Annotated in this window: 19 protein-coding genes; 10 read left to right on the top strand and 9 right to left on the bottom strand. The window is 72.3% G+C overall.

From position 1 onward, the window contains the following. Nucleotides 1-3: 3 nt before the first annotated feature. The 5 genes from AB0B29_RS24700 to AB0B29_RS24720 form a co-directional block, all read right to left on the bottom strand. Entirely contained in the window at nt 4-1,080 is a 1,077-nt protein-coding gene (locus AB0B29_RS24700; RefSeq protein ID WP_362243568.1) for an NAD(P)-binding domain-containing protein, read from the bottom strand. A gap of 45 nt (nt 1,081-1,125) precedes the next feature. Continuing rightward, entirely contained in the window at nt 1,126-2,157 is a 1,032-nt protein-coding gene (locus AB0B29_RS24705; protein WP_362243570.1) for an ABC transporter substrate-binding protein, read from the bottom strand. Nucleotides 2,158-2,210: 53 nt separating this feature from the next. Further along, a complete protein-coding gene (locus AB0B29_RS24710) occupies nt 2,211-2,951 on the bottom strand; it encodes an ABC transporter ATP-binding protein (RefSeq protein ID WP_362243573.1) in 741 nt (246 codons plus the stop codon). Then, complete coding sequence (locus AB0B29_RS24715; protein ID WP_362243576.1) at nt 2,924-3,793, bottom strand: ABC transporter permease; 870 nt, start codon at nt 3,791-3,793, stop codon at nt 2,924-2,926. The genes AB0B29_RS24710 and AB0B29_RS24715 overlap by 28 nt, the downstream gene beginning before the upstream one ends. Before the next feature lie 143 nt (nt 3,794-3,936). Next, the gene (locus AB0B29_RS24720; protein ID WP_349817350.1) at nt 3,937-4,020 is read right to left on the bottom strand and encodes a putative leader peptide; all 84 of its coding nucleotides are present in this window, start codon (nt 4,018-4,020) and stop codon (nt 3,937-3,939) included. 124 nt (nt 4,021-4,144) lie between these two features. Here AB0B29_RS24720 and AB0B29_RS24725 point away from each other — a divergent pair, with 124 nt between their 5' ends. The 8 genes from AB0B29_RS24725 to AB0B29_RS24760 all read left to right on the top strand — a co-directional run bounded on the left by AB0B29_RS24725 (nt 4,145) and on the right by AB0B29_RS24760 (nt 16,157). Then, nucleotides 4,145-4,567 carry a YjbQ family protein gene (locus AB0B29_RS24725; RefSeq protein ID WP_362243579.1) on the top strand — a complete coding sequence of 141 codons (423 nt, stop codon included), beginning with the start codon at nt 4,145-4,147 and terminating at the stop codon, nt 4,565-4,567. A gap of 134 nt (nt 4,568-4,701) precedes the next feature. Beyond that, nucleotides 4,702-7,794: a SpoIIE family protein phosphatase gene (locus AB0B29_RS24730; protein WP_362243582.1), complete on the top strand. Its 3,093-nt coding sequence runs from the start codon at nt 4,702-4,704 to the stop codon at nt 7,792-7,794. Between the two features lie 88 nt (nt 7,795-7,882). Further along, nucleotides 7,883-9,433: a sugar ABC transporter ATP-binding protein gene (locus tag AB0B29_RS24735; RefSeq protein WP_362243584.1), complete on the top strand. Its 1,551-nt coding sequence runs from the start codon at nt 7,883-7,885 to the stop codon at nt 9,431-9,433. After that, nucleotides 9,430-10,488: an ABC transporter permease gene (locus AB0B29_RS24740; protein ID WP_362243587.1), complete on the top strand. Its 1,059-nt coding sequence runs from the start codon at nt 9,430-9,432 to the stop codon at nt 10,486-10,488. The genes AB0B29_RS24735 and AB0B29_RS24740 overlap by 4 nt, the downstream gene beginning before the upstream one ends. Before the next feature lie 42 nt (nt 10,489-10,530). Then, nucleotides 10,531-11,694 carry a substrate-binding domain-containing protein gene (locus AB0B29_RS24745; protein ID WP_362243590.1) on the top strand — a complete coding sequence of 388 codons (1,164 nt, stop codon included), beginning with the start codon at nt 10,531-10,533 and terminating at the stop codon, nt 11,692-11,694. 164 nt (nt 11,695-11,858) lie between these two features. Beyond that, nucleotides 11,859-12,965, top strand: coding sequence for an FAD-dependent oxidoreductase (locus tag AB0B29_RS24750; RefSeq protein ID WP_362243593.1), 1,107 nt, complete (start codon nt 11,859-11,861; stop codon nt 12,963-12,965). A gap of 131 nt (nt 12,966-13,096) precedes the next feature. Continuing rightward, on the top strand, nt 13,097-14,500 hold the full coding sequence (locus tag AB0B29_RS24755; RefSeq protein WP_362243596.1) for a cytochrome P450: 1,404 nt from the start codon (nt 13,097-13,099) through the stop codon (nt 14,498-14,500). Nucleotides 14,501-14,672: 172 nt separating this feature from the next. Then, a complete protein-coding gene (locus tag AB0B29_RS24760; protein WP_362243782.1) occupies nt 14,673-16,157 on the top strand; it encodes an MFS transporter in 1,485 nt (494 codons plus the stop codon). 64 nt (nt 16,158-16,221) lie between these two features. Here AB0B29_RS24760 and AB0B29_RS24765 read toward each other — a convergent pair whose 3' ends face one another. Continuing rightward, nucleotides 16,222-17,313 carry an SGNH/GDSL hydrolase family protein gene (locus AB0B29_RS24765; RefSeq protein WP_362243598.1) on the bottom strand — a complete coding sequence of 364 codons (1,092 nt, stop codon included), beginning with the start codon at nt 17,311-17,313 and terminating at the stop codon, nt 16,222-16,224. A 243-nt stretch (nt 17,314-17,556) separates the two neighbouring features. On the opposite strand from AB0B29_RS24765, the gene AB0B29_RS24770 reads away from it, so the two are divergent. Beyond that, the gene (locus tag AB0B29_RS24770; RefSeq protein ID WP_362243601.1) at nt 17,557-17,802 is read left to right on the top strand and encodes a hypothetical protein; all 246 of its coding nucleotides are present in this window, start codon (nt 17,557-17,559) and stop codon (nt 17,800-17,802) included. Nucleotides 17,803-18,194: 392 nt separating this feature from the next. Further along, nucleotides 18,195-18,674 carry a hypothetical protein gene (locus AB0B29_RS24775; protein ID WP_362243604.1) on the top strand — a complete coding sequence of 160 codons (480 nt, stop codon included), beginning with the start codon at nt 18,195-18,197 and terminating at the stop codon, nt 18,672-18,674. On the opposite strand, the gene AB0B29_RS24780 is transcribed toward AB0B29_RS24775, so the two are convergent. From AB0B29_RS24780 to AB0B29_RS24790, 3 genes are all read right to left on the bottom strand, one after another. After that, the gene (locus AB0B29_RS24780; RefSeq protein WP_362243607.1) at nt 18,602-21,514 is read right to left on the bottom strand and encodes an ATP-binding protein; all 2,913 of its coding nucleotides are present in this window, start codon (nt 21,512-21,514) and stop codon (nt 18,602-18,604) included. The genes AB0B29_RS24775 and AB0B29_RS24780 overlap by 73 nt on opposite strands. A gap of 193 nt (nt 21,515-21,707) precedes the next feature. Beyond that, nucleotides 21,708-22,712, bottom strand: a complete 1,005-nt coding sequence (locus tag AB0B29_RS24785; RefSeq protein WP_362243610.1) for a (-)-alpha-amorphene synthase — start codon at nt 22,710-22,712, stop codon at nt 21,708-21,710. After that, nucleotides 22,696-24,045: a cytochrome P450 gene (locus AB0B29_RS24790; RefSeq protein WP_362243612.1), complete on the bottom strand. Its 1,350-nt coding sequence runs from the start codon at nt 24,043-24,045 to the stop codon at nt 22,696-22,698. The genes AB0B29_RS24785 and AB0B29_RS24790 overlap by 17 nt, the downstream gene beginning before the upstream one ends. Nucleotides 24,046-24,259 lie beyond the last annotated feature (214 nt).

Here is a 24,259-nt window from a genome sequence, read left to right on the forward strand (position 1 = left end):
CTGTCATGCCGCGGCCGGCGCGCGCTCCAGCAGCTGCCTGATGTCCCGTACGGCCGCGCGTCCGGCCCGGTTGGCTCCGATGGTGCTGGCCGAAGGGCCGTAGCCGACGAGGTGGATGCGGGGGTCCGCGGCCGCGTGCGTGCCTTCCATGCGGATGCCACCGCCGGGGGCGCGCAGCCGGAGCGGGGCGAGGTGGTCGATCGCGGCGCGGAAGCCGGTGGCCCAGAGGATGACGTCCGCGTCGAGGCGGCGACCGTCGGCCCACTCGACTCCGGTGGGAGTGATCCGGTCGAACATCGGCTGCCGGTCGAGCACCCCGTCCTCGATGCCCTGCCGGATCGCGTCGTTGAGCGGCAGGCCGGTGACCGAGACGACACTGCGGGGTGGCAGCCCCTGCCGTACCCGCTCCTCGACGAGCGCCACCGCCGCGCGGCCCGCGTCCTCGTCGAAAGGCCCCTCCCGGAAGACGGGCGGCCGCCGCGTGACCCAGGTGGTGGCCGACGCGTACGAGGCGATCTCCAGCAGATGCTGGGTGCCGGACGCGCCGCCGCCGACCACCACGACCCGCTGCCCCGCGAACTCCTCGGGCCCGGGGTACTGCGCGGTGTGCAACTGCCGTCCCCGGAAGGTCTCCTGGCCCGGATAACGCGGCCAGAACGGCCGGTCCCAGGTGCCGGTCGCGTTGATCAGCGCCCGTGGCGACCACACGCCGTCCGAGGTCTCCACGAGCAACCGTCCGCCCGGCCCTTCCCGCACGGCCCGAACGTCCACCGGGCGCCTGACCCGCAGGTCGAAGGTCCGCTCGTAGCGGTCGAAGTACGCGCTGATCACCTCGGCCGACGGTCGCGCGGGGTCCGCGTCCGTGAGCTCCATGCCCGGCAGCGCGTGCATGCCGTGCACCTTGCCGTACGTCAGCGACGGCCAGCGGAACTGCCAGGCGCCGCCGGGGCCGGGGGAGTGGTCCAGCACGACGAAGTCGCGGTCCGGCTCGAAACCGGATCGGCGCAGGTGATAGGCGCCGGCCAGACCGGCCTGACCTGCGCCTATGACGACTACCTCGACCTCGGGCGTGTTGTTCACATTTCTACTAACCGCGGCGGGGTGATGGATCTTCCCACGGCCGCCTCACGAACCGGTGGAAGGGCGTGCCCGCGTCGTCGACGGCGGCAGGCCGTCGTTGAAGCGCGTGTCCGTGAACTCGGCGAAGTCGACCTTGCGCGGGATGAGCTTCAACGCCGTGAAGGTGTCGGCGATCTCCTGCTCGGAGGCGATCAGCGGCTTGTCGACGGCGACCGCGATCCGGGTCGTGTAGGTGCGCTTCACCGCGGCCAGCGCCACGTCCTTCGGGAGCCCGGTGTCCTCGGCCCAGACCTTCGCCCACTCCTCCTCGTGGTCGTACACCCAGGTGTAGGCGCGCCGCAGCCGCTCCAGGTAGTCCTTGATGGCGGCTGCCTTCTTCTTGTCCTTCAGGGCCGCCGGGGACGCGACCTGGAAGGTGTGCCCGTTGGTCACGCCGTCGCCGTCGGTCAGCACCCGCCCCTGCCTGCCCTGGAGGATCTGTGAGGTGTACGGGTCCCACACCGCCCACGCGTCGACCTTGCCGGACGTGAACGCCGCCAGGGCGTCGGCCGGCTGGAGGTACTTGACCTTGATGTCGCTCAGCTTCAGCCCGGCCTTCTTCAGGGAGGCGACCAGCTGGAAGTGCGCGGAGGAACCCTGTGCCACGGCCACCGACCTGCCCTTGAGCTGCTCGGGGCTCTTCAGGGGGGAGTCGTTCGGGACGAGGATGGTGTCGCCCTTGGACGTGCCGTGCCAAGCCGCGATCACCTTGATCTTCGAACCCGCACCGGCCGCGAAGACCGGCGGGGTGTTGCCGACGCCTCCGGTGTCGACGGCCCCGGCGTTGATGGCCTCCAACAGCGGCGGGCCGGAGGTGAACGTCGACCATTTGATCTTGTAGTCGAGGTTCTTCAGTTCCCCGGCGGCCCGCAGGATGGCCTCCGAGCCGCCCTTCTGATCACCCACATTGAGTGTCACGGAGCCCTTGCCGTCGACGCGGCCCTCCGATGTGCCGGCTGCCGAGGTGCCGCCGCAGGCGGTGAGGAGCAGGGCGAGGGGCAGGAGCAGGGCGGCGGGGGAGAGGCGTCGTCGTCGCATGATGGTTCCGTTCATGTGGGTCGTACGGGCGTACTGGCGGTACGCGGGGAGGGTCAGGCGGCTTCGGCGGCTGTCGCCTCGACGCCGAGGCGTTCGAGGAGACCGGCGCGCAGGGCGGCGAAGCGGGGGTCGGTGATGTCGCGCGGGCGGTCCAGGTCGATGCGCTGCTCATGGGCGATGACCCCGCGGTCCATCACCAGGACGCGGTCGGCGAGCAGCACGGCCTCCTCGACGTCATGGGTGACGAGGAGCACCGCGCAGCCCCGGCGCTGCCACAACTCACCCACGAGCCGCTGGGCCTTGATCCGGGTGAGGGCGTCGAGCGCGCCGAACGGCTCGTCGAGCAGCAGCAGATCGGGTTCGCGCACCAACGCCCGGGCCAGGGAGGCACGTTGGGCCTCACCGCCGGAGAGGGTCTTGGGCCAGGCGTCCGTGCGGTGGCCGAGGCCGACCTCGTCCAGAGCCTGCTCGGCGACGGCGCGCTCGGGCTTGCCGGGCAGACCGAGCAGCACGTTGCGCCACACCTTCTTCCACGGCATCAGCCGCGGTGCCTGGAAGGCGACGGCCTTGCGGCGGGGTACCAGCACGGTGCCCTCGATGTCACGGTCGAGCCCGGCGAGGATGCGCAGCAGCGTCGACTTCCCGCAGCCGCTGCGGCCGAGCAGGGCCACGAACTCGCCCGGCCGGACGTCCACGCGCAGGTCGTCGATGACGGCCCGGCCGTCGAACGAACGGGTCAGGCCCTCGACGTGGACCGCCTGGGGGGTCACCGGCCGGTGAACGTCGGTCGCCATTGCAGCAGCACCTTTTCGAGAGAGCGGACGATGAAGTCGGCGAGCAGGCCGAGGAAGGCGTAGACCACGAGGCAGACCACGATCACGTCGGTCCTCAGGAAGTCACGCGCCTGCACCATCAGGAACCCGATGCCGGAGTCGGCGTTGACCTGCTCCGCGAAGACCAGTGCGAGCCAGGCGATGCCGAGCGAGTAGCGCAGGCCGGTCATGGCGCTCGGCAGGGCACCGGGCAGGACGACGTGCCGCACCAGTCCCCACCGCGACAGTCCGAGGGACTCGCCGGCCTCGATCAACTGGGCGTCCACTCCCCGGATTCCGGCGTAGACGTTGAGATAGAGCGGGAAGGTCACGCCGAGCGTGATGATGGCGACCTTGGGGGCCTCGCCGATGCCGAACCAGATGATGAACAGCGGGATGAGCCCCACGAACGGCACGGTCCGCAGCATCTGCACGGGCGCGTCCACGAGATCCTCGCCGATCCGGAACAGGCCCGAGAGCAGGGCGAGTCCGGTGCCGACGACGAGGCCGAACAGCAGCCCGCCGGCGACCCGCTGGAGCGAGGTGCCCATGGCCGTGGGCAGTGAACCGTCGGCCAGCATGTCTGCGCCGACCCGGGCGATCCGGCTGGGTGAGGCGAGCACGTCGGGCGGCAACGCGCCGGTGCTGCTGAGGAGTTGCCACAACGCCAGCAGCAGCACCGGGCCGGTGGTGCGGCGCAGCCAGCGCGGGACGCGGGCGTGGCGGGAAGAGGTGGGGACGAGAGGCTGGAGGTCGAGATCGGAAACCGATACAGACGAAATATCGGGTTCTTCGGACACGGGCGGGGCATGACTGATGCTCATGAGTGATCCACGGGGGAGAGCGCGGGCCGGGGAAAGCGCGCCTCACCGCCGCCGTGCCATGCGATCGGAAGCGATCGGCGGACAGGCGGAACGCAGGCGAGGAGGCCGGAAGGGCGAAGAGAGAAGAGAGGGGGAGAGGGGCGTCAGCAGCCGCGGCGACACGCGGCGGAGGCCACCCGCAGCAGGTCGATGTGACCGCGCGTGGTGAGCAGGGCTGAACGCAACATGCGGCCGAACCTAGCCAGCTGGCATGCGCACGGTCAATGGCGTCTCGATCAGTGGGACGCCCGTATCGCCACCCGGCCCGGCAGGACCCGGAGAAACTCCGGCGCGTGCGTCAGGATGGAGGGCATGTCAGATGTCTTCACGACCCGAGTCCTGAACGTCAGCACCGGTGCCGCCGAGCGCGTCCTCGACATCACCGGCGACTGCGAGGCCTTCCTTCGCGACGCGGCGGCCGGCCGCGACGGTCTCCTCAACGTCTTCGTCCCGCACGCGACGGCCGGCATCGCCGTCCTGGAGACAGGAGCCGGCAGCGACGACGACCTCCTGGCCGCGCTGCACAGCCTGCTGCCCGCCGACGACCGCTGGCAGCACCGGCACGGCAGCCCCGGCCACGGCCGCGACCACGTCCTGCCCGCCCTCGTCCCGCCCCATGCGACCCTCCCCGTGCTGGGCGGCCGGCTCGAGCTCGGCACCTGGCAGTCCGTGTGCCTGGTGGACACCAACAAGGACAACCCGGAACGCAAGGTGCGCCTGAGTTTCCTGGGGTGAGCACGGGGTGTCGCCCCGGCTCCCGGCCGCCGGCCCCGGCGCGCCGTGACGCCCGCCCGTAATGCCCGTATCCTCATCAATGCCAGATTCTCTTGGGAGCAGCGGATATACCGCGGGCGCAAGTGAGGCGAAGCGTGGGTCGGTCCGGCGAGGAACCCAGGCCGGCGGGGCGTGCGACGGACGGCACGGGGCCCGCCAGCCTGCGCGAGCTGTTCCTGCAGGGCGAGCTCGTCGAGACGGGTGTGCGGGCGTCCATCCTGAACTCGTGGCAGCGCTGCCGGTCCCTGGGGCTGTCGCCGGACACATCGGACCTGCCCTACCGGGAGGACTTCGACGCGGGCGGCCGTATCGTCCGGGCGGCCGTGCCGGTGCTCGACCGGCTGCAGTCCACGTTCGCCGGCAGCCAGGTCAACATCTCGGTCGCCGACGCGAACGGCACGGTCCTGCTGCGCCGCTTCGGGGACGCGGCGATGGCCCGGAGCCTCCCGGCCATCCAGGTCGTCCCGGGGTTCGTGTTCGCCGAGCAGGTCGCCGGTACCAATGGCATCGGACTGGCGCTGGCCGAACGGCAGCTCATCCGTGTCTACGGCGCCGAGCACTTCGCGCAGCGCTCCCAGCAGAACGCCTGCGTCGCGATGCCCGTACGGGACCCGCTCAGCGGTCGTATCGAGGGCGTCCTGTGTCTCGGCTATCCGCGCACCTTCGAGCGGCCCGGGCTGGGGGTCGCCATCCGCCGGGCCGCCGAGGGCATCGAGCGGCGGTTGCTGGGGCAGAGCTCCGCGCGCGAGCAGGCCCTGCTGCGGACGTACCTGGCCACCGGAGCCCGGGCCGCCGGTCCGCACCACGGTGTGGCGCTGGACGCGCTGGTGAACCAGTTCAACCCCCGTGACCAGGCGATCCTTCGGGAGAAGGCCGCCGAGCTGATCTCCGGTGCGCAGCGCGGCGCCGCCGAGGTGACCCTGCCCGACGGCCGGCGGGTGACGCTGGTGAGCCGTCCGGTGACGAGCGGCTCCGGGGTCCGGGGGTTCGCCATCGAGGCCCTGCTGCCGGACTTCCCGGCAGGGCATCCCCTCGTCATACCGCACCAGACGGATGAGCCGTCCGGCCTCGGCGCCCCCGCCGTCGCGCTCTCCGCCGCGCGCCCGGCGCTCACCCTGCCGACCGGGCACCTCGCCGTATCCCCCCGGTTGGCCGGGCCGCCCGACGGAGACGGCGCGACGGCGGGCCCTGACGGCACCGACGGCCTCCGGGTGGCCACGGGCACCGAGAGGACCGCCCCGGCGAACGGCGACCCGCCCCCCGCCGCGCCTGCGGCGGTGGATCACCCTCCGAACACCCCCGCAGCGACGGATCATCCGCCCAGCACCGGCGGGCCTGCCGCGGCCGACGGCGGTCGGCCTCGCGTCGAGCCGGGTGCGGGCGTCCCGAGCGGCGAGGCCCGGGGCGTTGCCGAGTCCGACGGGGCCCTCGCGGCCGAGGGCGGCAGGAGCACCGCGGACGAGCGGCAGTCCGGGGACGCCTTCCCGGCCCGGGGACTGGTGATGCTGGGGGAGCCTCAGGTCGGGGCCTACGCCCTCGCGGCGAGGCGGCGTCTGGAGCTGCTGTCCGAGGCCAGCACCCGCATCGGCACCACCCTGGACGTGCGCCGCACCGCCGAGGAACTGGCCGAGACCGCGGTCCCCGGGCTGGCCGACTTCGTCACCATCGACCTGCCCGACGCCGTGCTGCGCGGCGAGGAGTCCGCCGACCCCCTCGCCGACCTGCGCCGCACGGTCGTCCACGGCATCCGCGAGGGCCTGCCCTTCACGCCGGCCGGCAAGCGCATCGACTTCGGACCGGCCACGCCCCAGCTGCGCTGCCTCGGCAGCGGCGAGGCCGTGCTGGAGCCGGACCTGAAGGCCGCCGAGGGCTGGCTCGCCCAGGACCCCGAGCCCACCGCACGGCTGCTGGCCCACGTGCAGTCCCTCATAGCGGTGCCCCTGCTCGCGCGCGGTGTCGTCCTGGGCGTCGCCTGCTTCTACCGCGCGGAGGGCTCCTTCGGCGACGACGACCGCTCCCTCGCCCAGGAACTGGCCTCCCGCGCCGCCCTGTCCATCGACAACGCCCGGCGCTACACCCATGAACGCACCATGGTCCTGGCCCTCCAGCGCCGGCTCCTCCCGCACGGCCTGCCCGACCAGGACGCCGTCGAGGTCGCCCACCGCTACCTGCCCGCCGAGTCCGACGTGGGCGGCGACTGGTACGACGTCATCCCCCTGCCCGGGGCCCGCGTCGGTCTCCTCGTCGGCGACGTCGTCGGCCACGGCATGCTCTCCGCGGCCACCATGGGCCGGCTGCGCACCGCCGCCCGCAGCTTCGCCGAGCTTGATTTCCCGCCGGACGAGGTCCTCACCCACCTGGACAACCTCGTGGGCCGCCTCGACCGGGAGGACCCCGACGGCAAGGGCGCCGGCGTCATCGGCGCGACCTGCCTCTACGCCGTCTACGACTCGGCGGCCCAGACCTGTCTGATGGCCCGCGCCGGCCACCCGCCCCCCGCGCTCGTCCACCCCGACGGCGCCGTGACCTACCCCGACCTGCCGGCCGGGCCTCCGCTGGGTCTCGGGGGCCTGCCCTTCGACGCCGTCGAGGTCGGCCTTCCCGAGGGCAGCCAGCTCGTGCTGTACACCGACGGGCTCATCGAGGACCGGCACCGCGACGTCGACGTGGTCCTGGAGCAGCTGCGCGCGGCCCTGGCCCATCCCGGGCGCGCCCCGGAGGAGACCTGCCAGGCGGTCCTGGACACCGTGGCGCCCGCGCACCCGCACGACGACATCGCCCTGCTCGTCGCCCGCGTGCACGCCCTGGATCCCGGCCGGATCGCCACTTGGGAGCTCTCCGCCGACCCGGCCCTCGTCGGCGAGGTCCGGGCGGCCGCCGTGCGGTGGCTGTCCGACCGGGGGCTGGAGGAGACCGCGTTCGCCGCGGAGCTGATCCTCAGCGAGCTGATCACCAACGCCGTCCGGCACGGCGCCGCGCCCATCCGGGTGCGGCTGCTCTACGGCCGGACCCTGATCTGCGAGGTCTCCGACGCCAGCAACACCGCACCGCACCTGCGTCGGGCGGCCAGCACGGACGAGGGCGGACGCGGCCTGTTCCTCGTCGCGCAGCTGTCGCAGAGCTGGGGCACGCGCTACCTGCCCGAGGGCAAGGTCATCTGGGCCGAGTGCGAACTCGGCGCGGCGTGACGCGACCATCGGCGGGGGACCGGGGAGGCCACGGGCCATCAAAGCCGTAGCAGGCCGGAAAATGCCCGGAATGCTGTAATTTGATCGAGTGCGCGACGCTCCCGACACGCCCCCGGAGACGGCTTCGCCCTTCGGGCCGGAACCCCTGGTCCGGATCCGCGGACTCAGCAAGCGGTTCGGCGGCACCGTCGCGCTGGCCGGAGCCGACCTCGAGGTCCACCCCGGCAGCGTCCTGGCCCTCCTCGGCCCCAACGGCGCCGGGAAGTCCACCCTCATCAAGATCCTCGCCGGGGTCCACCACGCCGACGCGGGGCAGGTCACCGTCGCCGGGGAACCCCTGGGCAGCCCGACCGCCACCCGGGCGATGTCGTTCATCCACCAGGACCTCGGTCTCGTGGAGTGGATGACGGTGGCCGAAAACATCGCCCTGACCACCGGGTACGGGCGCCGGTCGGGGCTGATCTCGTGGCGGCGCACCCGCGCGCGCTGCGTCGAGGTCCTGCGGACCGTCGCCGCGCACCTCGATCCGGACACGCCGGTGTCCGACCTCGCGCCGGCCGACCGCTCCCTGGTGGCGATCGCCCGGGCCCTCGCCGCACGCGCGCGGCTCATCGTCCTCGACGAGCCGACCGCCCGCCTGCCCGCCGCGGACTGCGACCGGCTCTTCCGCGTCCTGCACGACCTGCGCGACCGCGGCCACGCCCTGCTCTACGTCAGCCACCGCCTGGACGAGGTCCACCGGGTCGCCGACACCTTCGCCGTCCTGCGCGACGGCCGGGTCGTCAGCCACGGCCGGCTCGCCGAGCGCAGCCCCGCGCGTCTGGTCCGCGACATCGTCGGCGAGGCGGACGAACCGGCCGCCCACCGCCGTACCGGAACGACGGCCGGCGCACCCCCCGTCCTGAGCCTGGAGGGGGTGCACACCGCCCGGACCGGGCCCGTGGCCCTCGAACTCGCCGCCGGGGAGGTCCTCGGCCTGGTCGGCCTCTCCGGCGCCGGGCACATGGACCTGGGCCGCGCCCTCGCCGGTGCCCGCCCCCTCCGGGGCGGGCGGGCCGTCCTGCACGGACAGCCGTACCGCCCCCGTACGGTCGCGGAGGCCGTCTCCCTCGGGGTAGGCCTGGTGCCGGGCGACCGGCTGCGGGAGGGCTGCCTCGCCGAGCTGACCGTACGGGAGAACCTCCTGGCCAATCCCCGCGCGGGGGGTGCGCCCGCACCACGCTGGATCGGCCCCCGCGGCGAACGGCTCCGGGCCGCCGCCCTGATGGACCGCTTCTCGGTGCGCCCGCGCGACAGCGAGACGCCCATCGCCACCCTGTCCGGCGGCAACCAGCAGAAGGTCATGCTCGGCCGCTGGCTGCGGACGGACCTGCGGCTGCTGATCCTGGAGGAGCCGACCGCGAGCGTCGACGTCGGCGCCAAGGCCGCGATCCACCGCCTGCTCCACCAGGCGCTGGAGGCGGGCCTCGCGGTGCTGCTGCTGTCGACCGACTTCGAGGAGGTGGCGAGCGTGTGCCGGCGCACGCTGGTCTTCGTGCGCGGAACCGTGACGGCGGAACTGAGCGGCCCCGCGCTCACCGTCACCGGTCTCACCCGGGCGGCCTCGGCCATGCCCCCGTCCCCGGCCGGGCACCGGTGACGCCCCCGCCCCCGCCGCGGCGCCGCCCCGGCGGCCACCACATCGGTGCCTACGGCCTGCTCGCCCTCACCGCCCTGCTCTACCTGGCCTTCTCCCTCGCCCTGCCGGACACCTTCCCCACACTGGACACCCTCGACTCGATCCTTTCCAACCAGTCGATCCCGGCCGTCCTCGCGCTCGCCGCGACGGTGCCCGTCGTCACCGGCGCGTTCGACCTCTCCATCGGCTACGGCCTGGGCCTGGCCCATGTGCTGGTGCTGCAGCTCGTCGTCAACGAGGGCTGGCCCTGGCCGCTCGCCTGCCTCACCGTGCTCGCCGGAGGGCTGGTCGTGGGCGTCCTCAACGGTGTCATCGTCGAGTTCGGCAGGATCGACTCCTTCATCGCCACCCTCGGCACCGGCAGCATGATGTACGCCGTGACCGGTTGGATCACCGACGGCGGCCGGATCGTCCCCGGCCCGCAGGGCCTGCCCCCCGGGTTCACCGACCTCTACGACTCCTCGTTCCTCGGGCTCCCGGTTCCCGCCTTCTACGTGCTCGCCCTCGCGGCCGCCCTCTGGCTGGTGCTGGAGCGGCTGCCGCTGGGCCGTTACCTGTACGTCGTCGGGTCGAACCCGCGCGCCGCCGACCTCGTGGGCATCCCGACCCGCAGGTACACCGTCTACGCCTTCGCCGCCTCGGGCCTGATCGTCGGCTTCGCCGGGGTGCTGCTCGCCGCCCAGCAGCAGATCGGCAACCCGAGCGTCGGCCTCGACTACCTGCTGCCCGCCTTCGTCGGCGCACTCCTCGGCTCCACGGCGATCAAGCCCGGCCGGCCCAACGCCCTGGGCACCGTCGTCGCCGTCGCCGTGCTCGCCGTCGGCCTCACCGGCATCGCGCAGCTGGGCGCCGAGTTCTGGACGGTCCCGCTGTTCAACGGCGGCACCCTGCTCATCGCCGTGGGCCTGGCCGGATACGCCGCCCGCCGCCGGCTGCGCGGCGGCGTGGCCCGCGACGCGCCCGCCACGCCACCCCCATACCCTCCCGCGCGGGAGGGCGGCACGGCCCCGCCCTGACCCACGGCCCGCCCCGCCGCGTCGACCCTCACTGGAGCTCCCGTGCACCACACCCGCAAGGCCGCCCCCGCAGTCCGCGCCGCGCGGCTCGCCTCCTGCGCCCTGCTGGCCACGGTCGCCGTCCTCACCGGCTGCGAACGCGGCTCCTCCAAAGACTCCGACGAGAGCACCACGGGCCCGAGCGGCTGCCCCGCCGTCCACACCCGGGCCCGGGAAGCCGTCGCCCGGGCGGAGCGGACCGACATCCCCTGGGGCGGTCCCGCCAGCGGCCCCCGGGCGGTCGCCGGCAAGGCCCTCGTCTACGTCGCCCAGACCATGACGAACCCCGGTGTCGCGGGCGCGGCCGAGGGAGTGCGCGACGCCGCACGCGCCATCGGCTGGAACGTCCGTGTGATCGACGGCGGCGGCACCCCGGCCGGTATTCAGGCGGCCATGAGCGAAGCCGTCGCCCTGCGGCCCTCGGGCATCGTCATCGGCGGGTTCGACCCCGACTCGACGGCCCAGCAGACCGCCCGGGCCAACGCCCAGCGCATCCCGCTGATCGGCTGGCACGCGGTCCCCGACCCCGGCCCGAGCCGCCGGCCCGACCTCTTCACCAACGTCACCACCCGCGTCCAGGACGTGGCCCGCGTCAGCGCGCAGTGGATCATCTCCGACTCCGACGGCCGCGCCGGGGTCGTGCTCATCACCGACGCGTCGATCCCCTTCGCCCGGAACAAGTCCGACCTGATCCGCGAGGAGCTGGCCGCCTGTCAGGGCGTGAGGCTGCTCTCGGTGGAGAACATCCCGATCCCCGACGCGAGCAGCCGAACCCCGCGGGAGATCTCCTCCCTGCTCTCCCGCTTCCAGGACCGCTGGACCCACTCCGTGGCCATCAACGACCTGTACTTCGCCGACGCCGCCCCCGCCTTCCGTGCCGCCGGCGAGAAGGGCTCCGGCCCGCCTTTCAACATCGGGGCCGGCGACGGTGACCCGTCCGCGTTCCAGCGTGTCAACAGTGAGCAGTACCAGGCCGCCACCGTGCCCGAACCGCTGTCCCTGCAGGGCTGGCAGATCGTCGACGAGTTCAACCGCGCCTTCTCCGGCCGCCCCCACAGCGGGTACGTGGCCCCGGTGCACATCGCGACGGCCGACAACAGCGAAGGGGCCACGGCCTGGGACCCGTCGGGTTACCGGGAGGCCTACCGGAAGATCTGGGGGAAGTGACGCCCGCTCAGGTGCCGATCCCTTCACGGAACATGCACGGAACCTCGGGATCCCTTTAAGTCTCAATCGCTACTGTCACGTCAGTCGAGTGGCCGCCGGGGTCGATCCGAGCGGGGCCCGTCCGCGGCGGCCCTCTTCCCCCCACCAGGCACAGGAGACTCGGCGTGTACGACGGCGACGTAGTGGTGATCGGCGGCGGCTACGCCGGTGTCCGGCTGGCCAGGCGGCTCGACAGCACGGCCCGGGTCACGCTGGTGGACCGCAAGGAGGTCTTCTTCCACCGCGTCGCCTCCCTGCGCGCCGGCGTGCACCCCGAGTGGACGCACACACCCTTCATCCCCTACGACCGGCTGCTGCGGCACGGGCGCCTGGTCACCGGCAAGGCCGTCCGCATCGACACCGCCGAGCGGCAGGTCGTCCTCGCCACCGGCGAGCGGCTGCCGTACGACGTGGTCGTGATCGCCACCGGCGCCGACTACCCGGAGCCGGCCCGCTTCACCGGCACCACCACGGAGGAAGCGGCCACGTCGTTCGCCGAGCACCAGCGCGACGTCGCCACGGCCGAGCACGTCCTGGTCGTCGGCGGCGGTCCCGGCGGCGTGGAACTCAGCGCCGAGATCCGCCTGGCCCGCCCGGACGCCCGGGTCACCCTCGCCCACTCCGGGTCCGCGCTGCTCGACTCCGCGGGCAACGCCCGCCCGGGGCGCAAGGCCCTGGCCTGGCTCCAGTCCCACGATGTCGAGGTGCTGCTCGACTCCTTCATGTCACCCGGCACCGACTTCGGCACCTACCGCGACGCCCGCGGCACGATCGTCGAGGCCGACCTGTCCTTCTGGGCGACGGGCACCACCCCCAACACGCTCTGGCTGCGTCTGGCCGGGCACGGCGACTGGCTCAACCCGGCCGGCCGCGTGAAGGTCGACCGGACGCTCCGTGTGGAGGGCCGGCTGGACGTGTTCGCCGTCGGCGACGTGAACGACGTCAGCGAACTCAAGGTCACCCCCGCCGCCCTCGCCCAGGCCGACACCGCCGCCCACAACATCCGTACCTACCTGCAGAGTTCGGGTAAGCACCGCAGGGAACCGCGCCTCTACCGCCCGACCCGGCGCACCCCGCTCATCGTGCCCTTCGGGTCCGCAGACGGACTGACCGTGCTGCCCGTGCCGGGCGGCGATTCCGCCGTCCTCGGAAGCCGCACCACCACCCTGGCCAAGGCGAAGAGCCTCATGACTCCCTACATGCGCCGTCAACTCGGGTACACGGCCGCCTGACCCGGCCGGGCCGTCCCCACCACACACCCCCGGCCGTTACCCGCGAGTTCAGCCTGGGGTAGGGTCCCCACGGTTTCCGGCTACCGGCTGGTGGTGTGCCGGTACAGGGCGTGTCGGAAGGTGGCAAGAGGATGGAAACCCAGCGGGGTGACGGCGGATCCGCGGACCTGGACGGCCCGGGACTGGAGACGCTCGCTCCCGAACCGCTGCTGACCAGGGACTACGAGATACGTCCCGCGTTCGTGTACGAACGGCTGCGGCAGCAGCACGGCCCGGTCGCGCCGGTCGATCTGCTGGGGGTCCCGGCCTGGCTGGTCCTCGGCTACCGTGAGTCGCTGCAGGTGCTCCAGGACGACGACGGCTGGCCCAAGGGGCTGGAGAACTGGCGCGCCCGCACCGAGGGCAGGGTGCCGGCCGACTGGCCGCTCGGACCCTCCCTGGAGGTCAACCACATCCTGATCCAGGGCGGCCCCGGCTACCGGCCGCTGCGCACCGCGTGGGACGTCGCCCTCAAGCCCTTCCAGGACCCTCGTCACCCCCAGGCCAAGCGGCTGAAGTCCGCCGTCACCGCCTACGCCGACGAACTGATCACCCTGGTCGGACAGGGCGGGAAGACGGGTGTGGCGGACCTGTCCGCGCAGTTCTCCCGGCCGCTGCCGCTGATGGTGGCCAGCCATCTGCTGGGCTTCCCCGGCTCGCAGGGCGACGACGCGCTGATGGACATGTGGCGCGTGCTCGACGCGGGCCAGGACGCCGAGGCCGCGCTGGAACGCCTGCTGGCGGCACTGGCCGAACTCGCCGCGCTGAAGCTCCAGAAGCCGGGCGACGACTTTCCCTCGTATCTGCTGGCCGCCCACCCGGACCTCTCGCTCGACCAGCTCGCCCGCGAGCTGTTCATGCTGCTCGGCATGACGTCCGACCACGTCGGCATCCTCATCTCCAACACGGTCGTGGAGGTCATCTCGGGTGAGGGCAGTGTGCGCGCCAGCCTGTCCGCCGGGATGGTCAGGGAGAGCATGAACCGGGTCGTCATGCGCAAGCCGCCTCTGGTCAACTTCGTCCCGCGCTTCGCGGCCCGGGACACCCCCCTCGGCAACTACACGATCCGGGCCGGTGACCCCGTGTGGGTCTCGCCGGGCGCCGCCCACGCCGACCCGCTCTTCGCCGACCACATCGCCGCGGGCACCACCATCAGCACCCGGGCCCACCTGTCCTGGGGAGCCGGGCCGCGTCAGTGCCCGGCGCGGGAGCTCGCCTCGGCGGTCGCGGCGGCCGGGGTGGGGCGCTTGTTCGAGCGGTTCGACCACCTCGACCTGGCCCTGCCCGCCGACCAACTGCCTTGGCGTTCCTCGCCGTTCATGCGCGGCCTGCGTTCCCTTCCGGTGCACTACGAACTCGCCTCCGCACCGCCCCCGCGGCCATGGGCGGACGACCCCGCACCCGGGGTGGCCGAGGAGGTCCTGCCGGACCCGTCCGCCCGGCAGCGCTCCTCGCTGTGGCGCTACCTGACGGGCCTCATCCGCGGCGGCCGCTGAGCTGCCAGGCCTACGAACCGCCGCCCCCGCACCGTCCTGCGCCGACGGAGATCGATTGGTGGGGTGTGGGGGCCGGGCGTACGGTCGAACGGTGGACACCGCAGGCAGCAGCCCGCAGCCGGCTTCACCACAGACGACCACCACCAGGGAATCCGGTGGTGGCGGCAGCACGATGGCACTTCTCGTCATCGCGTCGTGCCAGTTGATGGTGGTCCTCGACATCACCATCGTGAACATCGCGCTGCCGCACATCCAGAGTGCGCTGGACTTCTCCACCACCAGCCTGTCCTGGGTGGTCAACGCCTACACCCTCACCTTCGGCGGTCTGCTGCTGCTCGGCGGCCGGACCGGCGACATCCTCGGCCGGCGGCGCGTCTTCATCTTCGGCGTGCTGCTCTTCGCGTTCGCCTCCCTGCTCGGCGGCTTCGCCCAGAACTCCGGCCAACTCCTCGGCGCGCGCGCCCTGCAGGGCGTGGGTGGCGCCATCGCCTCCCCGACCGCGCTCGCCCTGATCAGCACCACCTTCCGTGAGGGGCCGGAACGCAACCGCGCCTTCGGGGTGTTCGCCGCGGTCTCGGCCGGCGGCGGCGCGATCGGCCTGCTCGCCGGCGGCATGCTGGTCGAGTGGCTGAACTGGCGATGGGTGCTGTTCGTCAACGTGCCCATCGGCCTGCTCATCGCGCTCGCCACACCGCGCTTCATCAGGGAGTCCGAACGCCACCCCGGGCGCTTCGACATCGCCGGCGCACTCACGTCCACCGCGGGCATGGTGCTGCTCGTCTACGGCTTCATCAGAGCTGCGCAGGAAGGCTGGCGGGACGCCCTGACCCTCGCCTCGTTCGCCGGGGCGGTCGTGGTCCTGGCGGCCTTCATCATGATCGAGCGGCGTTCGAAACAGCCCATCACGCCGCTGCACATGTTCGCCGACCGCAACCGTGCGGGCACGTACGGCATCATGCTGTGTCTGGCCGCCGCCATCTTCGGCATGTTCTTCTTCCTCACGCTCTTCGTGCAGGACGTACTCGGGTTCAGTCCGCTCGCGGCCGGCCTCGCCTTCCTGCCGGTCAGCGCGGTCATCGCCGTCGGAGCCGGACTGGCCTCGCGGTTCCTGCCCGTCTACGGGCCCAAGCCCTTCATGGTGGTGGGCGCGATCCTGGCGGCGGCCGGCCTGGCCTGGCTGACCCTGACCGACGTTCACTCCACGTACGCCGGCAGCGTCCTCGGTCCCATGCTCGTCTTCAGCCTGGGCATGGGCATGGAGTTCGTGTCACTGACCCTCATGGCGCTGTCCAACGTGCCCACACCGGAGACCGGTGCGGCCTCCGGACTCCTCAACGCCACCCAGCAGGTCGGCGGCTCCCTCGGTCTGTCCATCCTCGTCACCATGTACGGCACGGCCAGCACCAACGAGGCGAACGAGCAGATCCCGGACTTCCTGCGGCAGGCGACCCCGGCCGAACGCATCCGCTTCGAACAGACCGGGCAAGTGCCCAAACCCTGGTCCGACGAGATCCTCACCTCCGGTGTCTCGGCCGCCTTCATCATGGCGGCGATCTTCACCGCGGTGGCCGCGCTGATCGCCCTGGTCGTCATCCAGGTCCGCCCCTCGGACCTGGAGCGCCTCAAGGGAGGAGGAGCGGGCCCCGGCCCGATGTGAGGCCCGCCCCTGTCAGGGTCCGCTACAACCGGTCCGCTACAACCGGTCCGCTACCCCCGGTCCGCTACGACCCGATCCGCGCCGCGATGACCGGCGCCAGCCGGTCGGCCACGACCCGGTGCCCCCGGTCGTTGGGATGCACCGAGTCCGTCAGATCGCCCGAGCCCAGCCAGCCGGTGGTGTCCACGAAGGAGACCCGCGCGTCGCCCCCGGCGACTGCGGCCTTCACGGCGGCCTCGGTCTGCGGGACGAACCGCCCGCGGAACGTCTCCAGCGCGAAGATCCACGCCTGCGGATAGGCGGCCCGCACCTTGCGCAGCAGACTGCTGTACGCCGACTGGAACTGCGCCGAGCTCACCCCGTGCCCGACGTCGTTGGTGCCGAGGTTGATGACGACCGCGTCGGCCCGGTAGCGGGAGAAGTTCCAGTCGGGCGTCGCCGCGTTCGGGTTGAGCTTGGTGAACTGCCGCTCCAGCCCCACGCACCCGTCGGCCGCGGCCACCAGACACGCCCCGCCCTGCGCTATCTGCGTGTGCTCGACGCCCAGTCGCTCCCCGATCAGCCAGCCGTAGGCGGTGCGGGCATTCTGCGAGCTCGTCGTGCCCACGGTGATCGAGTCGCCGACGAACTCGACCAGCTTGGCCGGGGCCGGCGGCGCGAACGTCGTCGCGCCGCTGTCCAGGACCAGTCCCTGGAAGACGGCGTCACCCTTGTACGACCCGGCCACCACCTGGTAGTTGACCTGGAGGGTGTGGTTGCCGGCGGAAAGCGCCGACGGGGTCAGGTTCACCGTGCCCTTGACGTCGTCGTAGAACGTCACCGGACCGTTGTCGATCCGCGCCCACAGGTCGATCGTGCCGCGCTGCTTCAGCCTGACCGTCCTGCCGGTGAAACCGACCCGGTAGTACGCGCCCGCCCAGTACGGGGTGTAGGCGGTGGAGGAACTGGTGGTGTCCCAGCGGCCGACGAACTTGATGTTCGGGTCGCCGGGCTGGCCGGGGGCGGCCGCCTTCACTGTGGTGCCGGTGAAGCCGGCCCGCTCTGCGGCGGCCTGCGCGGGCGGGCCATCGGCTAAGGCGAGCAGGCAGGCCATGAGCACGGCCGCGAGGAGGGTCGGCAGGGCACGTCTCTGGACGGTGTGGGGGGTGGTCTGCACGGGATTCCCTTCACGTGGGGGACGAACTGGGAGCGCTCCCATAGGCAGCCATTCGAGAGAAGCAGTGAAACGGTTCAACGTCAAGCGCCCGGCACCTGTGGGCAGCTGAGGGGAAAGCACCCGGCTGCCGGTCGCGCGGCACCGGCGTCATACGGCCGGGTGGCGGGTGCCCGCGGCGCTTCCGTCGGGTGAATCCGGGGCCGCCCGTGCCGGAAACACCCTGCACGGCGGAAACCTCACAGGGTGAGCGAAGGAGGAGGAACACCCCGCCGGCGGCTCGGGCGAGTGCTGCGCGACGCGCTCGGGGTCCGCGGCGCCCTGCACCGACGCCGGCTGATGCGGCAGGGTTACGACCGGACCAGGACCTGGCGGGTCCGCAAGAACGGCACGTACGTGGCACTGCTGGTGCTGACGTTCACCGGGGCGCTGCTCCTGCTGTTCCTGGCCGTCACGGCCCTCATCACCCTGCCGAGGAGGGCCTGCCGCTGATCATCACCTCCCGGCCGCACGACTGCACGAGCAGGGCCTGCTGGAGCGCGCCCTCAGCACCCCCACGGAGGAAGAGGCCGTGGAGACCAGGGGCGGCGACCGGGCGTCCTTGCGGTTCCATCTGTTCGAGACCTGGCTCAGCGCCCTCATCAGCGGCCGCTTCCAGCCGCACCTGCCGCTCTCCCCGGAGGAGCGCCGTTCGACCGTCCACTCCCTGTCCGCGCTCGCGTGCGTGGGACTCGCCCTCGACACTTCCGAGGTGCGGTTCACCGACGTCGTCGACGAGCAGGACCCGGCCCGCTCCCCATTCCCCGAGATCGTCCGCGAACTGGCCCCGGAGGGTCGGCGGCAGCGGCATCGACCTCAGGCTCGCCGCCCACTGGGGCGCCCGGATGGAGCTGGTCGAGCTGGGCGGGGACCGCGTCCGCTTCCAGCGCAGCGTCGTCCATGCACAGTTGGGCGCCCGCTTCCTGAACGCGGTGATCCACCCCGAGGTCCCGGACGAACCCCGCGAGGGATCGTTCTTCCCGGCGGCCCTGCGCAGTCCGGGCCGGGAGCTGCTGATCGCCATGGTGCTGCACTCCCGGCTGCCGGACGGCGCGTGCGTCCACGACGAGCCGGGCGCGAGGGGCCCGGACGGGACCTGCTGGTACCCGGTCAGCGCCGCCCGCGACCTTCTGATGGAAGCCGCCTGCCAGGCTCAGACCATCCGCACCTCCGGACACGACAATGACGACAAGCAGGACGTGCGCCCGCTGTTGGGCCGCACCCTGCGCCCCCCGCCCCTGGCGGACGCCTGTCACGGCCGCGCCCGGGGGAACGTCTCCAGCGCCGCGGCCAGGCCCGAGGCGTCCGTGCCGATCTTGCGGTAGACGGACGAGAGCAGCTGTCGCACGCCCTCCTCGGTGAGGTGCAGGTCCTTGGCCACGACCGCCGCGGTGTGGCCCCGCGCCGTCCGCTCCGCCGCCTTGCGCTCCTGGGCGGTGAGCGTGTCCGTCTGGGCGTAGCGCAGGGGGAGCGGACGCAGCCCGGCTGCGGACAGTTCGCTCCTGGCCCGGGTGGCGAGTCCCTCGGCACCGCAGTGGACGGCGCACTCCAGACCTTGGTAGAGGCGGTCGGCGGCCTGGTGCAGGCGGCCGACGCGGGCCAGCGCGGCGCCGTGGCCGACCAGGGCACGGGCCAGTTCGTAGGCGGCGGGCGACTGCTGCAGCTGGTCGACGGCCTGCGCGTGCAGATCCAGCCCCGCCTCACCGCCCGTCACCTCCGCCTGCGTACGCAGCGCCTGACCGATGGCGGACGCAGCGCCGAAGTCCCTGGCCCGCTTCACCGCGTCCCGGGCGTGGCGCACCGCCCGGTCCGGAGCACTGCGCGACAGGGCCGAGGCCAGTCCCAGCTGCCAGGGACACCACGCGGGGTTGCGCCATTCCCGGCCCTCGAGCCACTCCCCGACACGGGTCAGCAGGGGAGCGGCCTCGTCGGGCCGCCCCTCCGCCAGGAGCAACTCGGCGTAGACCGTGCGCGGGTCGGGGTAGATCACGGCGTTCGGGATGACGTCGCCGTAGTGGTACCTGTCGGCGAGCCGGCGTGCCGCCTCGACGCGGCCGCGGGCCAGGAGCGTCTGGATCAGGATGCCGATGGCGAACCACTGGGCGGGCACCGCACCTTCCACCCGGTCGGCGATGCGCAGGCCCTCCCGCACCGCGTTCTCGGCCTCGGCCAGACAGCCGCGGCGGTATCGGATGTACCCCGAGAGCGTCTGGCCCAGGGCCAGGTGGGAACCACGCCAGCCCTTCGACTCGCACTCGGCCATGCCCTTCGCGAACAGTTCCTCGGCCCGCCGCGGCTGGTCGCAGTACATGAACACCAGCGCGACCGAGACGGGCACCTCGAAGCCGTGGTTCTCATGGGTCCAGCTCAGTCCGCCGCGCAGGGCCTTCTCGGCGTAGGCGAGAGCCTTGTGCCGGGGCTCCCCGCACATCATCGCGTCCCAGGCGCGCGACCCGATGATGTAGCGCTCCTCCAGACCGCGCCCGGACAGGCGGTCGGCCAGCCGGGCCAGCTTGCGCGACCGGCCGGACGAGTCGACCTCGTCCGTGCGGAACGCGCTCCACACGAAGTGGTCGGCCTGCATCCGCAGCCTGATCCGAGGATGGGCGGCGGCCCGCTGCGCCTCGTCCGCGGCCACCGTCGCGGCCTCCGCCATCCGGTCGGTGTGGGCCAGGGCCTGGGTCAGCCGGTACACCATGGAGGCACGCAGCTCGGGGTCGATGCCCGGTTCCGCGAGCGCCTCCCGCAGGTGTGTCACGGTCGCCGTCGGGTTGATGAGAAAGGTCGCGCAGGCGAGTTCGTGCAGCAGCGCGGCGCGTTCCTCCGGAAGCGGTGGTTCCTGCAGAGCCCGGTTCAGCAGCCGTCGGGCCGCTTCCGGGGCGCCGGAGTGCAGCGCCTCCCGGGCGGCCTCCCGCAGACAGGCCACGGCCTCGGCGCTGCCTTCGCAGGGAACTTCCAGCAGGTGCCGGGCCGCGGCGGCGTGGCCGAGCCCGGCCGCCCGGACGGCTTCCGCGGCCGAGTTGTGCAGCCCCTCACGCAGGCTCGGCCCGATGGACCGGTAGATCGTGGTGGCGATCAGGGGATGGAGGAATTCCAGGGTCTCTGCGCGCGCCTCGCCGTCGGCCAGTACACGGATCGCGCGCAGCTTCTCCGTGGCCTCGGCCGCCGCCGTGTTGCCGATCGCCGCGATACGGGCCGCCAGCTCCGGTGAGACGGCCCGCCCGAGGACGGCTGCTGCGTAGGCGAACCGGACGGTGGTGGTGCCCAGCCCCTGCAGTTGCTCGATCAGTCCGGGTCCCTTCACCGCGGCGGCCAGATCGCGCATGGTGGGCAGGTCCTCGCCGGTGCCCCGCAGGTTGCGCTCACCGAGCCTGACGGACAGCTCCACCGTCTCGAAGGGGCTCCCGCCGGTGATCTCCCAGCATTCCGTGCAGAACGCGTCCTCGGCCTGCTCGCCGACCTTGTCCCGGACGATCCGGGCCACGGCCGTGGCGCTGAGCGGCGCCAGGGTGAAGGGACGGTTCCCCAGGTCGGCGGAGGGGGAACCGAAAGCCGCTGCCTCGAGGGGCAGTTCGTCGGGCCGGAAGGCGACGACGATCAGCAGGGACAGGTCCACGGCCCGCGGGGCGAACGAGGCCAGCCAGCCAAGTGACTCGACGTCCGCCCAGTGCAGATCGTCCAGCAACAGGACCACGGGCGCCTTCATCACCGCCAGGCGCGTCATCACCCAGTCGAGACCGTCCCGGACCCCGGTCGGGTCCGGGACATGGCCGCTCGGTGTGGCGACCAGACCGAGAGCGGCGGCGACGATGTCGTACCAGCCGCCCAGGAAGGTACGGAGCTCGCCCTCGTCCATCGACGCCAGCGCGGGCTGGACGACCTGACGCACCAGGTGGAACGCCAGCTCCTGCTCGTTCTCGCCGCCCCGGCCCGACAGCACGGTGAACCCCTGCGCCCGGGCGCGGGCGCGGGCCTCGGTCAACAGGGCGGTTTTGCCCATCCCGGCCGGACCGGTGAAGGCGATGAGCCCACCGCGCGGTGCCTGTGGCACGCCGTCGACTGTGTCCCGCAGACCCGTCAGCGCCGATTCCAGTGCCCGCAATTCCTTGCGGCGCTCGAGCAACGGCCGGGCCTCGGTGGTGGATTGCCGCAGCTCATTCTCCATGTGCCGTACCGCTTCCTGTCGTCGGCCATCGGGAGGCAGCGCGAGCGTATGCCGCCCGATGGGCGCTGTTGTGGAATCCGGAACGAACACGACGAAGAAGGGTGAATGACCTGCTATAGCCGCGTGAAACGCGGCCCGGGCGGGTACCGTGACCCGAATGGGCACCCGTCACGCACCTTGACGACCCGCCCTCTCACCGCAGCACCGGAGCCGCCGCGTCCGCGTAGCGCGGCACGGTGCGGGACCAGTAGTAGCAGCCACGGATCCAGCCGGCCATGCCTTCCACATAGCCGACGCCCGAAGGGCTCAACTCCGGTTCGATCTCCGCGTAGAGGCTCTCGAACTCGCGGATCGTACGGTTGATCTGCTGGATGGCCAGCGTGACGGCCACCGGCAGAGGGCACTGGTGGGCCCGCTGGTAGGCGAGCGCCAGATTGATCATTTCGCCGGACCGCTGCTCCTTGACCGCGGAGAAGAGGTCGGGGATCCACACCGCGGCGTCCGCCGACAGCCGGCTCAGCTGTCGCATGACCGGGTGGTGGAGTTCCTCGGAGGCCAGCTCGCGCGGCTGTGCGGCCTCGCACAGCGGGTGGAAGGGCTCGACGCCCGCGGTGAGGGACCGTATCGACGTGCACAGCCCGGGCCGCAGGGGGGACGGATGAGTCTGGGCCACCGCCTCGTACAGCAGCCCGTGCACGTACTCGCGGCTCTTCCACGCCCAGCGGGCGGCCTGTGCGGGTGTGCACCGCGCGCGGATCTGCCGGTAGAGGTCGGACAGGGCCGCTCCCAGCGGGGTGCTGGGCGGTGCGCCGTCCCGCAGGATCGCGATGCTCTCGCCCAGCATGGGCAGCAGCAGGCCGGGCCGGTGCCGGCCGACCTCCTCGGCCCGGTCGTCGAAGACGAACTGGTAGGCGATCTGGTGGGCGACGAGCTGCAGCACGCCGGGATCGGCGTCCGGGCTGTTGTAGGAGGCGAGTTCGGCCGGGCGGGTGCGCCGGATCATGGCCGGGACGCCCGGTTCGTCGCTCAGCCCGGTGGCGCACAGCCAGTCGTCGACACCCGCAGTGACCGCCGCCTCGTGCGGACTGCGCCGGAACGGGAAGGGCATGTAGAGGTGAGCGTCGATCAGCTCCACCAAGGTGGACGCAGGAAGCACGTCCTGCGCGACTGCCGCCCTTTCCTCATGCGTGGTCGACACCGTTGTCACCTTCCCTCCGTATGTGCTTCGTCCCGGACACCGCCGTCACGGCTCCGGACCCGCGGGCGAGGCCACGCGGCGCGGTGTGGCCCGGTGCGTCCGCCCGCGATGTGCAGATCATCGTCAGGGACCTCGGCCCCAGCGTCGCGCCGGGGCGCGGGGGTGCGATGCGCCCGGCCGGATGCCGCAGCCGCCAGCGGCCGGCGACGGTCGCCAGGACCACCGTCATCTCGGCCATGGAGAACAGGTCACCGATGCACTTGCGGCTGCCGGCCGCGAACGGGATCAACGCCCCGTGCGGGTGGGCGGCGGCCTCACGGTCCAGCCAGCGCTCCGGCAGGAACCGGTCGGGCTCGGGGAAGGAAGCGGGATCGTGATGCAGGAGATAGGGGCTGTACAGGACGGTGGTTCCCCGCGGCAGCCGGCGTCCGGCGAGCTCCGTCTCCCGGGTGGTGACCCGCGTGAAGAGCCAGCCGGGCGGGGAGTGGCGCAACGTCTCGGTGAGGACGGCCCGGGTGTACACCAGACGCGGCAGATCACCGGCGTCCGGTGACCGGCCGGCGAGGACGGTGTCGATCTCGGCGTGCAGCCGCCGCTCCACCGCCGGGTGCCGGGCCAGGAGGCTGAAGGTGGAGGCCAGACACATCGAAGGGCTCTCGGAACCGGTGAGCAGGAGGGACACCAACTGGTCGTGGACCTCGCGGCCGGTGACCGAGGGCCCGCCGTCCGCGTCCGCTGCGGCGTTCAGCAGGAGCCCGAGCAGATCGTCGCGGGGAGTCCCCCGGCGGCGCTCGTCGATGGCCGTGTCGATGAGTTCGCCTACCCGCTCCACCGCCCGCCGGTAACGGCGGTTGGCGGGTGTGGGGATACGGAACAGCACGTCGACCGGTACGACCGTGCGCACGAACAGGCCCCGGACGATGACGGCGAGGCAGTGCCGCACCTCGTCGGCCTCGGCAGGACCGAGCGAGTCGGACAGCAGCAGCCCGCTGATCAGCCGGGTCGTCAGACCCAGCGTGGCGGCACTGACATCGACCCGCTGCCCACTGCGCCAGTCCCGGCACATCGACGCGGCCTCCTCGGCCATCACGCCCGTCTGCGCGGCGACGCCGGCGGGGCGGAAGGTGGGTTGCAGCAACCGGCGCTGACGCCGGTGCTCGGCATGCGGGCAGGTGACGACGCCGTCCCCCATCAGTGCCCGGAGCCTCTCGTACTGCGGTCCGCCCTTGTCGAACGTGCGGGTGTCCCGGAGCATCCGATGGACCAGTTCCGGGTGACAGACCATCCACGCCCGCTGCGGGCCGAGGCGTATCTCGACCAGATCGCCCCGCACGGGAAGAGAATTCAGAAAATCCAGCGGCCGACGGAACAAGGCGATACCGTGGCCGATGGATGGGAATATGCCTGGAGCAGTACCAACCGTCCATGCCTGTTCCGGTTCAGGAACGCAGCCGTTCATCGAATACCACCTGCTTCAGTCGACATGGGAAAACGGTGATGTTTCACCGATGCGGCGCTTGCCCCATGTCCTGCCCAATCGAGGCGGG

The organism is Streptomyces tibetensis, assembly GCF_040647715.1.
GTDB classification, from domain to species: domain Bacteria; phylum Actinomycetota; class Actinomycetes; order Streptomycetales; family Streptomycetaceae; genus Streptomyces; species Streptomyces tibetensis_A.